The sequence below is a fragment of the Clostridium thermopalmarium DSM 5974 genome (assembly GCF_002995795.1).
GTDB lineage: Bacteria > Bacillota > Clostridia > Clostridiales > Clostridiaceae > Clostridium_H > Clostridium_H thermopalmarium.
The window spans coordinates 1-14128 of sequence record NZ_PVXN01000016.1; the positions used below are offsets into that span (position 1 = coordinate 1).

18 protein-coding genes are annotated in these 14128 nt (G+C 32.4%); 1 reads left to right on the plus strand and 17 read right to left on the minus strand.

Going from position 1 to position 14128, the window contains the following annotated elements; translation table 11 throughout:
* Positions 1-639 precede the first annotated feature (639 nt).
* From CPAL_RS04275 to CPAL_RS04310, 8 genes are all read right to left on the minus strand, one after another.
* Complete coding sequence (locus CPAL_RS04275; protein WP_106024145.1) at positions 640-2169, minus strand: PIN domain-containing protein; 1530 nt, start codon at positions 2167-2169, stop codon at positions 640-642.
* Positions 2170-2224: 55 nt separating this feature from the next.
* On the minus strand, positions 2225-2914 hold the full coding sequence (locus CPAL_RS04280; RefSeq protein WP_106024146.1) for a hypothetical protein: 690 nt from the start codon (positions 2912-2914) through the stop codon (positions 2225-2227).
* A 165-nt stretch (positions 2915-3079) separates the two neighbouring features.
* Positions 3080-3829, minus strand: coding sequence for a TnsD family Tn7-like transposition protein (locus tag CPAL_RS04285; protein WP_207654914.1), 750 nt, complete (start codon positions 3827-3829; stop codon positions 3080-3082).
* A gap of 158 nt (positions 3830-3987) precedes the next feature.
* Positions 3988-4635, minus strand: a complete 648-nt coding sequence (locus CPAL_RS04290; protein ID WP_014253599.1) for a LysE family transporter — start codon at positions 4633-4635, stop codon at positions 3988-3990.
* Between the two features lie 40 nt (positions 4636-4675).
* Complete coding sequence (locus tag CPAL_RS04295; RefSeq protein ID WP_023062414.1) at positions 4676-5230, minus strand: plasmid pRiA4b ORF-3 family protein; 555 nt, start codon at positions 5228-5230, stop codon at positions 4676-4678.
* Positions 5231-5555: 325 nt separating this feature from the next.
* Positions 5556-6275: a permease gene (locus CPAL_RS04300; protein ID WP_106024147.1), complete on the minus strand. Its 720-nt coding sequence runs from the start codon at positions 6273-6275 to the stop codon at positions 5556-5558.
* 1 nt (position 6276) lies between these two features.
* Positions 6277-6759, minus strand: a complete 483-nt coding sequence (locus CPAL_RS04305; protein WP_027622411.1) for a permease — start codon at positions 6757-6759, stop codon at positions 6277-6279.
* A 6-nt stretch (positions 6760-6765) separates the two neighbouring features.
* The gene (locus tag CPAL_RS04310) at positions 6766-7095 is read right to left on the minus strand and encodes a cupin domain-containing protein (RefSeq protein ID WP_106024148.1); all 330 of its coding nucleotides are present in this window, start codon (positions 7093-7095) and stop codon (positions 6766-6768) included.
* 390 nt (positions 7096-7485) lie between these two features.
* On the opposite strand from CPAL_RS04310, the gene CPAL_RS04315 reads away from it, so the two are divergent.
* The gene (locus CPAL_RS04315) at positions 7486-8163 is read left to right on the plus strand and encodes a Crp/Fnr family transcriptional regulator (RefSeq protein WP_068556434.1); all 678 of its coding nucleotides are present in this window, start codon (positions 7486-7488) and stop codon (positions 8161-8163) included.
* A gap of 32 nt (positions 8164-8195) precedes the next feature.
* On the opposite strand, the gene CPAL_RS14070 is transcribed toward CPAL_RS04315, so the two are convergent.
* The 9 genes from CPAL_RS14070 to CPAL_RS04360 all read right to left on the minus strand — a co-directional run bounded on the left by CPAL_RS14070 (position 8196) and on the right by CPAL_RS04360 (position 13629).
* Entirely contained in the window at positions 8196-8348 is a 153-nt protein-coding gene (locus tag CPAL_RS14070) for a DUF6438 domain-containing protein (protein ID WP_341458843.1), read from the minus strand.
* A gap of 18 nt (positions 8349-8366) precedes the next feature.
* Entirely contained in the window at positions 8367-8723 is a 357-nt protein-coding gene (locus tag CPAL_RS04320) for a hypothetical protein (protein WP_106024149.1), read from the minus strand.
* 62 nt (positions 8724-8785) lie between these two features.
* On the minus strand, positions 8786-9172 hold the full coding sequence (locus CPAL_RS04325; protein ID WP_068556432.1) for a VOC family protein: 387 nt from the start codon (positions 9170-9172) through the stop codon (positions 8786-8788).
* A gap of 67 nt (positions 9173-9239) precedes the next feature.
* A complete protein-coding gene (locus tag CPAL_RS04330; RefSeq protein ID WP_106024150.1) occupies positions 9240-10073 on the minus strand; it encodes a nucleotidyltransferase domain-containing protein in 834 nt (277 codons plus the stop codon).
* Between the two features lie 31 nt (positions 10074-10104).
* Complete coding sequence (locus CPAL_RS04335; RefSeq protein WP_014253610.1) at positions 10105-10845, minus strand: class I SAM-dependent methyltransferase; 741 nt, start codon at positions 10843-10845, stop codon at positions 10105-10107.
* 74 nt (positions 10846-10919) lie between these two features.
* The gene (locus tag CPAL_RS04340; protein WP_034844800.1) at positions 10920-11234 is read right to left on the minus strand and encodes a hypothetical protein; all 315 of its coding nucleotides are present in this window, start codon (positions 11232-11234) and stop codon (positions 10920-10922) included.
* Between the two features lie 203 nt (positions 11235-11437).
* Positions 11438-11644, minus strand: coding sequence for a DUF6199 family natural product biosynthesis protein (locus CPAL_RS04350; protein WP_106024151.1), 207 nt, complete (start codon positions 11642-11644; stop codon positions 11438-11440).
* Between the two features lie 509 nt (positions 11645-12153).
* Complete coding sequence (locus CPAL_RS04355; protein WP_106024152.1) at positions 12154-13038, minus strand: MerR family transcriptional regulator; 885 nt, start codon at positions 13036-13038, stop codon at positions 12154-12156.
* 180 nt (positions 13039-13218) lie between these two features.
* Complete coding sequence (locus CPAL_RS04360; protein WP_106024153.1) at positions 13219-13629, minus strand: hypothetical protein; 411 nt, start codon at positions 13627-13629, stop codon at positions 13219-13221.
* Positions 13630-14128: the final 499 nt, after the last annotated feature.

Below are 14128 nucleotides of genomic sequence, written 5' to 3' on the forward strand. Positions count from 1 at the left end.
ATAATTCTTTATTAATTTTTAACTGTTTTTGATTGTTTTTAAGCCAATTCATAACCTCAGTTGATGAAACAGTTCCTTGTGCAGAAAAACCTGGTAGTATTATGGAATTTGGACACTCTTTTGCTATTGTATACACATAAAAAACTCATGTCAAAACCCAACACCCCTCAACCCCTTGTCCCATCTATCCTTAACCATATTTACCTATTTTCTTCCAGATAAAAAAATCATGTCAAAAATCACCCACTTTCCTTGTTCTTTTCTCCTAATAATTTCCTATTTTTACTCTCATTTTAGATAAAAAAGTCGTGTCATAAATAGGGATAAGTATCAAGAGAAAAGGGAAAAGTTTTAATCAATATCTTTCATCAATACTCTATTCAAATCCAATAAAATCAATACTTTTAACCTTATACCTTACCCCTTAACCCTACTCATCCTAAAACAAAAATCATGGCTCCAATAAGGTTTTCCACCCTATTTTCACCATGATTCTTAACACAACTTTTTTATTTTTAACACGACTTTTTTATTCGTGACACGAGTTTTTTTGGGGCATACATAGTAGGAATATGTTCTAAGGATTCAAGGGTTCAAGGATTCCTCTTTTACAATACTATCTAATTAATGTGCTGTTTATTATGCTTCGTAAATTCCAATAAAATCAATAAATTTATCTAGCATACATACTGCTTCTTTTATACTATCTAATGAACTACTTACAATTGTCTTGAGATAATTGATAATATTATCTATATGAAATTCAATGCTTTCTTGACAACCATTATCTACTCCGCCATCTTCATCAAATTCTATACCCCCATATGATATTTCTATGTACCCCTCTGCCTGAACTACAGAATTTTTTAGTATTTTTAATTCGATTGTATCTTGTCCAAAACTCTCAGGATTAAAATATCCCTCAGCATTTAATTGAATTCGATTATTTTGAAAATCTCTTATATCCAGCAAAGTTTCTAGGTCAAAATAGTCCTTTATTTCGTAATTATCATAGATTTGATGCAACAAGTCTATATCTACAACATAAGTATTTATGAACTCTAATATTTCATGAACTATTTTGCGTTCATCATCATTCTTATTTAAGTTTATCGTTAAGAATCCTGACTTCTTATTAAAATTATCTACTAGAGATAATAAGTTTTCAACGCATGTATGCATTAAGTTATCTTCTAAATCATAATATTTATTAATATATTCATCTATCCTAGAAATAACATGCTCATATTCATTTATTGCTTGCTTTAAATCTTCTATTGGACCACTTTCATTTACCCATTCAACAATGCTATCATCTGATGGTAAACTAGACAATCCTACAGAATTTCTAGCCATATTTTCGATATCGGTTTCCCATGCCTCTCTCTCTGCTTCTTCCTCTGCTAAAGTATCTAAAAATAATGATTCAAGTTCATCTACACTTTCTAATTCTTCTTTAAAATTATCCATCAGAGTCTTATAAAACCGCAAACTATATTTCACTTGTTTATCTAATCCATTATTAATAAGACTTTCTAAAATATGTGGATGAATCTCCGCCTTATTTTCTTTAGATTTAGAAAAATCTTTATAATTTTTCGTAATGAAGTAAATTTCATCTTCATCTCTTAACTCTATAAATTTCTCTATATTTATAAGTGTTTCTAAAATTAAAGCATCTGCAAAAGATTCTTTCCCTTTAATGTGAAAAGGGCAAAGTTTATAAATCATTCTTTTATTGACATTGAATATTAACTCTTGGGTTTCATCTATTAAAATATTATTTTTATTACTGAATATTTTTTCCAATTTATCCTTGAACTCATTTTTATAATTAAGATTATTCTTTTTGAATTCATCTAAAACTTGATTAACAGTTTTAGATAACATTTTCACCTTAGCATCGAAATTCTGTACATCTTCTGTATTGCTAATCCAATACATACCTTCAACACTATTTTTCAAACTTTTTAAATTCTCTCCCACCTTATCAATTTCATCTTCTAAATGTCTTTTTACTTCTGTTATGACGATTTTAGGTATTATTAATTTCACTTGGTCAAACTCTAGTAATTTTAATAAATAGTCATAAGACTTTGGAGGATTTTCTTTATTTCTATATACGACCATATCTAGATATATATTGGTATCCAAAAATAAGAATTTCATTTTCTAATATCACCAACCAATTTCAAAATATCAAATTAGATAACCCTTATAAAATCTATTCTAATATAAATATACAGAATTTCTTTCCTTTATCTGTCAAACGATTTCTCAGATGATTAATGCCTTGGTCTGTCATCATAGTTTTGTAATTACGTGTAATATCTTTTATAAGCCTATCATTTTCTAGTTTTGCGGCAACATCAATAATCGATGTTTCATCCCAATTAGGCAACAACTTATTCATAATCTGACTTATTGATGTTGAAAATCCTCCACCCTTACCAACTAGATTCCCGTTTTCTTCATCATATTTTAGTGGGTCTTTTAATATCTTTAATAGAAGTATATGTTCAGGTCTCATTCCATCTAGTAGAGAAATAAACTCCTCCATCTCATCATAACTTATATCTTTTGATGTCATGGAATTAGTCAATATCTTCCTATACGCCTCTCTTTTTTCTTCTTGTCTTGTCAAAACTATTTTCCTTGCAGTTAACTCGAAAATATCATAAAAATCTTCTTTTGAAACAAACTCTTCATTTATTAAATCTCGGCTATTCTCTAAATCTTTGCTAATCCCTTCAAGAAATTCAATAAATCTTCTCTCTTTCCTGCCTGAAAAATAGTCACCTAGTAAAGAAGACAATGGTCCGCCTAATACAGGCACTGCTGAAATCAATGCTTTTAACACAGATTCTCCAATTGTTTTAACATTTGATTCAACAAGTTCATTAGTGTTTTCCATAAAAATACCCCTTTTATTTTTTAAATTTGATAATAAATAATCTTTATACTATATATTTCGTCAAAAACATATAATTTCCTTTATATTACATATTTAAATGTTAATATACGTATACTTTAACTATATAAAAAGGCTGAACGTTTTATGAAATTATGCATCCAGCCCTTATTTAAAATATTTATTCTGGCCAATTAAATTCTCTAATTCTATTTCTATATTTTCTTGATACACCTTCCTAATTCCAGCCTTCCTAAGTATTCTCCATTCTTTTAACTCCTGCCCCTCTTTTTCTAACTCCTGGATAGCCCATTTTATCCGCCTAATTCTGAAATCTCTGCCGCTATCTTTAACAGAATCCAAGTAAGCCTTCGTCCTCGGAAGTTTATTCAAATGTTTTTCCAATAAAGCCCTAATTCCTAATTTACTCCCTATCCTACTTATACTTATTCGCTCAGGCTTCTTTTTTGAATCTAACATATTTTTTACTAAACCTTCCACCTTGGCTAGTATCTCTTTATCTCTAATATCCCAATCTACTCGGGCATACCCATTATTTACTCTCTTTTTAACAGGGGAGTTGTTGTTGAGCCATTCCCTGTCGTTTCTATAAAGCCATGTAAACAAAGCCTTATTCATTTGGCGCAATTCTGTTTTACATTTGCCTGGATTATTCTTTAGTAAACTTATCCATTCACTTCTGTATGTATCTCTTTTATTATAATCATTACCAGAAGCCCCTTTAGAATAATTAACTAAACTTTCATTATCATCATTGTTTCCTTTTTTCCAATAAGTAGCCAAACCAAGTTTCCTAGCATATTTCTTGACCGTATTGGGGTCTACTCCAAGCAACCTTGCAACCTCACGCAGTGTTAAATTTTCTTCTACCAGTTCTTTAAGCCTTGCTTCCCATATTGAACCAAACGCCTTGCAATGTACAAGACATTTCCCCTGTTAACTGACCTATTTTTCTTGCTTCTTCATGCATATCAATTCCCATATGCCCATACCCTTTCCCTTTTTATATTTTATAAGCATAACCGTTCCTGCTTTGGCTCACCTTTGAGATTACATCATGAGATTCGAAGTATCTTCCATCCGCTGGCTATAAAATAGATTGAAAATGCTACAATAAATATGCCTAATAATAAAATAATCCAGCGATATACAGTACCACTTATCAGTTTCTTGCCTCTGGAAAATGCTATGGAAATTGCTGAATACCATACAAAGTCCGATAAAATATGTCCTATAAAAAAGAACAAAACACCAATTAACCCTGAAGTATAAGACTGGCGTATTGATTCCATACCTGTTGACGCCCACCAGAGAATAAAATACGGATTGGTAGCACTTACAAGCGCTCCCGCTAATGCAAGATTCCTCACTCCGGCACTATTCCCTGCTCTTTGGCTCTCCAAAGAAACTGATTTATTAATACCGGACTTTATCATTCCATACCCCATCCATGCAAGGAAAGCACCGCCAAATAGTCCGATAAATCCTGCAACTGTCGCCTTAGAAAAGAAATCTTTAAGTCCGAATATCATGATGATAATTAGTATAAGTTCCAGGATTCCATGCCCTAACACTGTTAAAGGGCCTGCTGTCCACCCTTTTTTAAGGCTGCCATCAATCGTGACTCCCAACATAGGCCCAGGCATCATTGCTCCTGAAAAGCCTATTAAAAAAGCACTGATGAAAATTCCCCACAAAACCATGTTAATTAGCCTCTCTTAATAAAATGTAAAACCTTAATCCTTACTTTATCATCTTCAACATATCATTGACTTCATCTATGCTGAATTCTTCAGGGTCGAAAGAACCCCCCACCCATTCAAGCATGGATTCATGCTCTGGATGCTGCGGGTCTTGGATTGCTTCAAGGAAATCTTCATATCCCCACGGTCCCCCTACATCTTCAGGAGGACAGTTTCTTTTACCACCGATACATACTGGATATTTAACGCCTTCTTCCGGGTCAAGCACCTTCTCAACAACAATGTCATGTCTCCAATTATCACCAAAATCGTAAACATATCTGAATTTATCCTTTGGTGCAAAGTTCATGCTGCTTAACTTTATTCTTTTTGCACTTTTAACTTCATATCTGTCGTAAAAGTCCCAGTCATCATCTTTTTCCCCAATAATCATTTCTCCCAGCCTAAACTCATAAAGGTGGGATTCAAACCATCCCATCGCATGCTGGATTATCCTGTGGAGTTTATAAAACGTAATATCGTCTCTAACCAATACTCTTCTCCAGACAGGAGGCTTTACGTCTTTTAATGTTATTTTCAACTGAAGAATTTTCATACTCTCACGGCTCCTTTTACATGTATTTATGCACTTCTATTTTATCATTTCTCTATATTCTGCAATAGTAAAACAATATTCTATTATCATTAAGCATTAATTTTTATTTATCTAAATATCTTAATATAAATATAACATATATGCTCTGATGTAACCAAAAAAACATGTCAAAACTCCCCCTCATACCCTTATCCCATCTCTCCTTAAAACTACTCATGCTAAACAAAAATCATGGCTCCCATAAGGTTTCTACCCTATTTTCACCATGATTCTTAACAATACTTTTTATTCATGACACAAGTTTTTTGGGTATACAGTAAGAATATCATTTTAAGTCTATGGCCTTAACAGGACATTTATCTATTATCGCTTTCAATTCATTTATCTGTGTCTCATTAAGTTTAGACTCTTTCCATTTTGCTTTCTTATCCACCACCTTAAAATAATGAGGCATTAATTTTTCACACCGTCCACATCCAATACAATATTTTTCTTTAATATTAATACCAGTTACTTTGCCAAGGTCACGCTCTTCCTGAACAGGAATATCTTCTTTTTTTACAAATACAGTCATTAGATATGACATTATCAGTATGGATATTACTGTCAATATCCATCTTAGCCCCATAAAATTCGGTCCTAAGAATTTTGCTTCATTGGCAAGCATGGGTACTTTTATTACCGCCCATGCACTTAATATGATGACTACATTTGCGATGCTGGCACCTTTCTTTAAAAGCATTTTGCAAATTGGGAATGCCGCATAAATAGGTCCTGCTGAAAAACTGCCCAATAAGAACGAGAATATACCCCCCTTTATTCCTGCTTTCTCCCCAAATCCATTCATGATTACTTCTTTAGGAACCCATGCTTCAATAATTGATGTAAGTATAAAAATCACAGGCATAATTTCAAGCATTTCTATAATATAATATATGCTGTTTTTGACAGATAAATAAGCCTTATCGGGCATTGCGATAAATAGAAAAATATATGCCAAAGATACTGCTGCCAGCAGTTTGTTCTTTTTAATTATTTCAATCATTTCACATAATCACTCCCATCGTCAGCGCTATTATAAGTGCAAATACAAAACTAAGAACATTACGGGTAGTAGCAAATTTCAAACCAAACTCTTGTTTTTCTAATGGGAATGTCACTATTCCAACCATCGTTAAAGTAGTTAAGAATGCAACGGCAGGGACAATACTTGCACCTGCATCTACAAAAGAACCTACCAGAGGAAATGCTACAAAGGCTGGAATCAATGTAATACTACCTACTAAGGCAGAAATAACGGTTGAAATGAACAGATTGGATTCTCCCAAAACATTCTTTATAACTTCAGGCGGTATGAAGGTCAGAATCAATCCTATAAGAAACAAGATGCCTACAATCTCTCCAATCATATTTTTCATCATACCTCTTGCCATTTTTATAGAATTGAATGTCTTCTGCTTATCTTTAACAAGGGATGCAATAAATGCAGCCCCTGTTATTCCCCATAATGATGCTGTAAAAATATCCACCTTTCATCACTCCTTCTCCCTGTAGTTTTTAGGATTAGGTGATTTTACCACAAAGAATTCCAATACTTCTTCGTCTTGATTATGGACATTCATTTTTGTTTTGTATGGTATATTAATAATATCTCCCTTGGTGTAATGATGTGGTTCTTGTTCATTTAACTGCAAAGTCATTTTTCCCTGTACAATTATCATATAGACGTTGGAATTGGAATAGTGTTCAGGAAGATTTGTTCCTTTTACAAGAACCATATGATTTAGGTGAATATTCTCATCATCCACAATCCTTTCAATTATTTTGTCATCTGTAAGACTGTATACATATTTTTTCTCCAACATAAAAACTCTCCTTTCATTATGTTTAAATCTATATTATAATAAATTACAGTAACATACAGTTACCACGGTAACTAATTTTAGATAGTGTAAAGTAAAATATGAAAAAATGCTTCGCAAGATTTAAATACTTTCATCCTCTGACAAAATTTTAATCTGCTCAATTGAATTTTTGTCAAGGCTGAAATTAACGGGCTTTCAGCCCGACCTTGACAAAAATTTATGAGCAGATTTTAAAGCATTTTTAAGAGGATGCAAGCATGGATTTGATGAAAATTAGGGGGTACACGAATTCTGAGGTTTAATAACTCTCTAATGCTTGAAAATAAATCATTTGACGCATTTTACACAAATACTACTTAACACAACCTAATTTTAAAAAAGGTGGTATTTATGAATATAAAAAATTATCTAAGTATTTTAAGACTAACAGAGTTATTTGATGGATTTTCTACTGAAGAACTGCTTAATCTTTTTAAAACTCATAATTATATTATCTCTAAATACAATAAAGGCAGCATTATCCATTTTGAAAGCGAGAAATGCAATTACTGGGATATTATTTTAAAAGGCCAGGTATTTGTTCAAAAGATTGATGAAAAGGGAAATGTATTAACTATTACCGAATTTAAGGTCGGAGACAGTATAGGAGGCAACCTATTGTTTTCAAGGTATCCTTATTATCCCATGAGTGTGGTGGCAAAATCAGATGCTGAAATTTTACATATCGATAAAGATTTTGTACTGCAACTTTGTCAGACTAGCCAGGATTTCTTAATACAGTTCTTAACTTGCATATCGGACAAAACTGCTATCTTGACAAGCAAAATTAAATCAATCTCCATGAAATCTATAAAGGAATCTATCATTGAATTCTTAAACTATGAGTACTACTCTCAAAAAAGTAAAGAAATAAAACTTAATATGACAAAAAAGGAATTAGCCGAGAGGTTAGGTATTCAAAGGACTTCTCTTTCCCGTGAACTCAATAAAATGAAAAAAGATGGGCTCATTGACTATAACACCCATTCTATCACTATCTGTGATTTTGATATTATTCGCAAACCCTGAGCAACGAACAGGGAACCAGTATTGAGTTCCCTTTAATCTGTTATTATCAACAATTCTCCATAATAATTTACATTGCCCTCATTATCCACTGTTACACTATAAACGGGGCAAGTCCCAAAACACATTGTTCTTTGCAATTTTATATATTCAAACATGATACTCCCACTTTTCATCTGCATATTCATATTCTTATATGAAAAATACTATATTCCATAGTGAATTAAGTATTTATTTTCACTAATTGCACTAGATACCTTTTCAATAAGCAATTCAAGTTCCTGCGATTGATAGTGGATATTTGCCTTGATAATAATCCCTCTAAAATGTTTAAGAGATTCCGGAGGGATAAGCGTTACACCGCAATAATCTAATCCGGTACCTGGCTGGGTTGTAACCTGAAAATATGTTTTAATTGCCAATAATTCTTCATTACACTTTATAATTAATTCTTCAAATAAATCGTCACTAACAGAAATACAATTATATTTTTCAGGTTCATAGTCACTATACCATTTGTTTTCTTCAAAAGAATCTATTATTCCAAACTCATGCTTTTCCAAATTATTACTCCCACACAAGTATGTATAACCTCTTAATACATATTTCTATAGAAAGTTTTGACCTAAATAATCTCTGAAAAAATTTCATGTATATTGCCATCTGGGTCTGCAAATAATGCTGTTCTTTGATTCCAGGGCATATTTTGAGGTTGATGAACAGGAGTTGCTCCCATCGTAACCAACTTTTCAAATGCTTCATCTACTTCATCAGGATTTTCACATGGAAAAGCCAATTCAAAAGCCTGACCAACTACTTTTTTCCTATACTCATCACTATATGAATACATAACATTTCTCATACATATAGCAAATCTTACTCCATTATTTTCTAATTCAACATAATTGCCAAGGTCATTTTTAATTCTAAATCCAAGGACTTGATTATAAAAATTTCTCATCCTGTCAATTTCGTCTGTCCAAATTGTAATAAGGTTAATCTCTGCTTTCATTATAGGTTTCTCCTTCTTAATTTCTCGCTTGTAGTTCGTAATATAAGTTCTATACAAAATGATTTTATTACTTAACAAGAAGGATTTCTGTTTCAGAAATAAGTTCCTTAAGCATATTTATCCCTTCTCTTGTAGTATCTCTATCAGCGGAAAGTAATGTAATAATCTTATCTATTCTATTTTTATAATCCCTGGGCTTTATAAAAAAGCCATCAATCATCCTGACCGCTTTTTTCTCATTAATGCAGTATTCTTCATTCAAAGCAAATAAAACTTGATTTAAGCAGGAAATACTTCTGAAATAATGTCCACATACATAATAAATATCATCCTTATCGACATTATCCTCAGCAAACATTAAGGAAAAGGAGGCCTCAAACATAAAATATTGAACTATTGCATCTTTTAAAGTTTGAGGATATGGCTTGGTTCTGGATTTAAACTCTGAAATTTTACCCATAGGGTCAACAAGTATTTTGCAAACAGAAACTTCGCCCATATACATTACATTAAGATAAGCATGGGGATGACCTGTTTGGTAATGAGCAGATACTTTTCCTGACAAACAATCATCAACAACCTGAGACACCCTTTTTATGTCACGTAATATAAAGTCTACATGATATCCTTTAACAACAAGCCATCCGCCCGCATTTACCCAAGGTCCCCATCCACCTATTTGTGTAATTAAATTTTCTCTATGCTCATCATCTAGTTTTGAAGCAACCTTGCCTAATTCTCTGATATCAAAGCCCTCTGTTTCGTCATAGTATATTCCGATATCTATGTCGGACTTTTCATGATTGGTACCTCTTGCTCTTGAGCCTCCTAAAACTATACCTATAATGCCTGGTATGCCTTCCAATTCTCTGGTGATTTGATTCAAAATATTTTCTACCATCGCAGCACTCCACCTCCGCCTTCATTTTGTTCTAATATAACTTCTTTCTTGCTGACACAAGCAGCATCATCGGCCGGCGCAGTTCATCCCGCATCCCAGGTACTGTGTTGAGCATATTTTCTGCAGGCTTTGGTTCGACAACACCTGTTATTTCAAAGCCTATTTTTATGAGACTGTTTAAGTATGTAGTAAGTGTCCGATGATATTTAATAACTTCCTCACCTAGAAATTTAGCATTGCGAATGCCTTCTGTGAAATAATGGTCAACTGGCCAATGCAGAATATTGCCCTTATCATCATAATACCAATCCTGAGGGCCTTGGGCAGTAAAAATGGGATGCTCTACAGAAAATATAAAATCTCCACCCCTTGAAAGGCATTTATATACTCTATCTAAAACATCCTCAAAGGATTTAATATAGTGAAGCGCCAGGGAACTGATAACAACATCAAAGGATTCTTCAGGAAAATCTATGTCTTCTATTGGCATACAGATATACTCGATATTTCCACACTTTGTTTTACTCTTTGCTTCACTTAACATTTTTTGTGAAATATCAATTCCAATTACTGACCTGGCACCGTTCTCTACAGCATAGCGACAATGCCATCCAAACCCGCAGCCTAAATCCAAAACCCTTTTATCTTTGAAGTCAGGCAGCATATTTTTCAGTTCATGCCACTCCCCCGCACCTTCAAGACCATTTTTCGACCTATCCATATTACTATATTTATTAAAAAAGGTGTCATCATCGTATTTGTTTTGTTTCATTATAAATTTCCCTTTCTATCTATTTGTTCTTCTTTTCATTTCAAGTTATATGCAAACAAAAACACCCTATCCTCCTACTTTGACGTTTTGTCTCGATATGCAATCAGAGTAATTGCATTTAATATGATAGTAACAGTGAGAAGAATAATAGCGGCAAACGCCGCAGCACCAGTAGTGTCCATAAGAGCAGACCAGTCCTCAATCTTTACTAGATGGTAGCCATAAAGAATCTGTAAACATAGTGAAATAGCACAAGCGCTGATGCTCATAATAGAAAGAAAAGCCCAATTTCTGTTGCCCTGATTCTTATATCGCATAAGATTGACAACAGGAAGTATCCAGGCAACTACTCCAAGCACTAGGCTACCAAGATTAAGCAAACCAATCATAACATATCCCCCTTTTAGATTTTTTGGACAGCATAAATGAGAGTTCACCTTTACCGCAGCCGATGTTAAGGTAAGTATTAACATTATCTAAGATAAGTTTCATGAATTGTTTGAAATAACAGTTATTATGATTCCATTTCGGGTCATCAAGTTCTGGTATTTCATTAAAATCATTTTTCACAGCATTATAATTTTCCATATATTTATGGTAATAACAAAAAAACTATTATGCCGCCAACTCCAACAATTGAAAAAAAACCGCCTACAACACGAGTTATTTTTATATAAAAATCTGAAGGTTCTGCTGCGGCATATGATTTCCATGATTCTGTAATTTGCCACCATGTATCTGGACTAATCAACATGATAATCCCTATAATTAAAATAAAAATGCTCAACAATATCATCATATAATGTTCTCCTTCATTATTTCGCACTATAATACTATTATGACCTTAATATAACATAACTTCATTTTCAATTAAACAAGTTTTGCTCCTTTTGATAGTATATTTTTTATGACAGTATATTTTTATTTTTGTAATTATTCTTCTATCATTAAAAGAAAAGGGCTTTTAACCTTTAACTATAATTATGTGATTAAAATCTTAACATAACTTTATTATCTATTTGATGTGACTTTATTATTTTTAACACAAGTTTTTTATTCTCCACCCTTACCTCTTTACCCTTTTTAGAATAAAACTTAATCCTAACTATGTATACACATAAAAATTCATGTCAAACCCCCACACTCCTAAAACCCTTGTCCCTTCTCACCTTAACCCTATTTCCCCAACTCTTTCCAGATAAAAACAAGTCACGGTTTTAATAAGGTTTTTACTCTTATTTTACCGTGACCTTTACTAATTCTTTAATTTTTGATAAGTTTGTGTGGCATAAGATTGCTATTGTACAACTACACCTTATAAATATTATCAAATTGTGAATATTTATCTATAAATGCTTTATTTGCAGCCTGGAGTTTTCCAAAATACTCCCTATATGAGTCGCTCAATATTTTTAAATTTTCAATAAATATATCGTAATATCCGCTCTCTTGCTGAAATTTCAATAATAATTGCTGTATTTTACAGACTGGTGATTTTTTATATTCATCTGAGTTTCTGTATTCCAAATATTTTTCAATGTCTTCTTTATTTTCTTCTAAATACATATCTATATTGTTTACTGAATCTATTATAGATGAATTAATTCTCTGCATATCTGCTTCTTCCATCTGTCCAAGACCCTGCTGCAAAAATTCTTCCAGTTCTTTGGGAAATTCTATTTCTTGAATTTCATCCAAATAATCAACAATTTTATTATATGCCCTTTCTTTTTCCTCATTATCAATTCTCCCATTAAGAAACTGTCCAAAATGTACGCATAGATACATTCCATAACCTCCTGGAAATGCTTGCAGCAGTTTCTCTTTGATTGTAAAATGCTTCTCAATGTCTTCTTCAATATAGGTAATTGCTTGCTCAATGTCATAGTCTTTTATTAACTGTTCCAGGCATTTTTTCTTAGCCATTGCTTTTTCAACTTCTAAATCCATCTTATATTTGCACTTTGCCAGAGCAGCGGCTTTATTTGTACTTGCAAGAATATCTTTGATTTCAGCAATGCTGATGCCTAATTTCCTTAAAACTCCAATTTCTTTTAATACAGAAATATCTTCATCACTGTAATTTCGATAACCATTATCCTCTACCCTTGGAGATATCAATCCCTGCTGTTCATAATACTCAACTGCTTTCTTCGTCAATTTACATTCTCTACATACATCTTTAATTAACATTCTTATCACCTCGTAATTATCATAGGCTAACACCTAAGGTGATAGTCAATGCCTATTTTGTAGAAATTTCAAAAATAAACACAATGTAAAGAATACTTTTTCTGATAAATTCTCACATTTGCTTTATCAATTTTCAATGTTTTTTCAGCAAATACTGCTTATTTTGTTTGCCTAATGAAATCACTGCTCATTTAAAATTCGGTTCCCGAAGGCATTAAGTTTCTGGCAAGGCTCGTACTTTGTACGATAGCATTTTCCATTTAAGAACAAGAATGGATTATAGGCACCAATAGTATGTGTTTCACCGTTTTTTAATATAATAGTTACCTGCAATAATTGACCAGCATACTCTCTTCCAGAATTATCTTCCCGATATATAGCAATCTCTTTTAAAATATCCGCTAATTCGGCAATATCTTCTTCGTCCGTTAGGTCTATGGTTTTTTCAGACGGCATAATAAATAATTCCGCAGACACGATTTCACTAGCAGATAATTTTGCAAAAGGTTTTCTTCCAAATGTACTGAATAATATAACCGCCAAAATCCCAAGAACCAATATACTGACAACAATAATAATTTTTTTATTCATCTTAAATACTCTCCACTATATAAAAGCGTATTTACTTATTCAGACGAAGCAATTGCCTTATTGTTCCACAAAATACTTCAATATTTCATCTCAAAGTATTTATCCAAATAATTTCCATCGCCCATTTTCTCTGTTTCAATATTTCCATTAATTGGACTTGATAGAATGTAATATCTGCATAAATAATCTGAACTAATATACATAATATGATTTCAAAAATCAAAATCATCTTTTGACTCTTTGACTCTTCATTTATTTTCCTCCACATTTATTATAAATATCTGCTGTTTCGCTTTATTCCACTAATATGCAATATAAGAATCTATTTATCGGCTTTGTTTCGCTTTTTATTATTCCTAAACATATAAATTCCTCATAAGCCCCTAAATTGATTTGGACAATTGCCTATACATTTATTATAATGTAGAAAGTGATTGGAGGTAAGCCATGAGAGGAAGAACTTATACAAAAGAATTGAAGGAAGAAATATTAAGAGAAG

Bases quoted from the DNA above. Each gene is read 5' to 3' on its own strand.
- CPAL_RS04275 (WP_106024145.1), bottom strand. From the start codon at position 2,169: ATGAAATTCTTATTTTTGGATACCAATATATATCTAGATATGGTCGTA.
- CPAL_RS04280 (WP_106024146.1), bottom strand. From the start codon at position 2,914: ATGGAAAACACTAATGAACTTGTTGAATCAAATGTTAAAACAATTGGA.
- CPAL_RS04290 (WP_014253599.1), bottom strand. From the start codon at position 4,635: ATGGTTTTGTGGGGAATTTTCATCAGTGCTTTTTTAATAGGCTTTTCA.
- CPAL_RS04295 (WP_023062414.1), bottom strand. From the start codon at position 5,230: ATGAAAATTCTTCAGTTGAAAATAACATTAAAAGACGTAAAGCCTCCT.
- CPAL_RS04300 (WP_106024147.1), bottom strand. From the start codon at position 6,275: ATGATTGAAATAATTAAAAAGAACAAACTGCTGGCAGCAGTATCTTTG.
- CPAL_RS04310 (WP_106024148.1), bottom strand. From the start codon at position 7,095: ATGTTGGAGAAAAAATATGTATACAGTCTTACAGATGACAAAATAATT.
- CPAL_RS04315 (WP_068556434.1), top strand. From the start codon at position 7,486: ATGAATATAAAAAATTATCTAAGTATTTTAAGACTAACAGAGTTATTT.
- CPAL_RS14070 (WP_341458843.1), bottom strand. From the start codon at position 8,348: ATGAATATGCAGATGAAAAGTGGGAGTATCATGTTTGAATATATAAAA.
- CPAL_RS04325 (WP_068556432.1), bottom strand. From the start codon at position 9,172: ATGAAAGCAGAGATTAACCTTATTACAATTTGGACAGACGAAATTGAC.
- CPAL_RS04330 (WP_106024150.1), bottom strand. From the start codon at position 10,073: ATGGTAGAAAATATTTTGAATCAAATCACCAGAGAATTGGAAGGCATA.
- CPAL_RS04335 (WP_014253610.1), bottom strand. From the start codon at position 10,845: ATGAAACAAAACAAATACGATGATGACACCTTTTTTAATAAATATAGT.
- CPAL_RS04340 (WP_034844800.1), bottom strand. From the start codon at position 11,234: ATGATTGGTTTGCTTAATCTTGGTAGCCTAGTGCTTGGAGTAGTTGCC.
- CPAL_RS04350 (WP_106024151.1), bottom strand. From the start codon at position 11,644: ATGATGATATTGTTGAGCATTTTTATTTTAATTATAGGGATTATCATG.
- CPAL_RS04355 (WP_106024152.1), bottom strand. From the start codon at position 13,038: ATGTTAATTAAAGATGTATGTAGAGAATGTAAATTGACGAAGAAAGCA.
- CPAL_RS04360 (WP_106024153.1), bottom strand. From the start codon at position 13,629: ATGAATAAAAAAATTATTATTGTTGTCAGTATATTGGTTCTTGGGATT.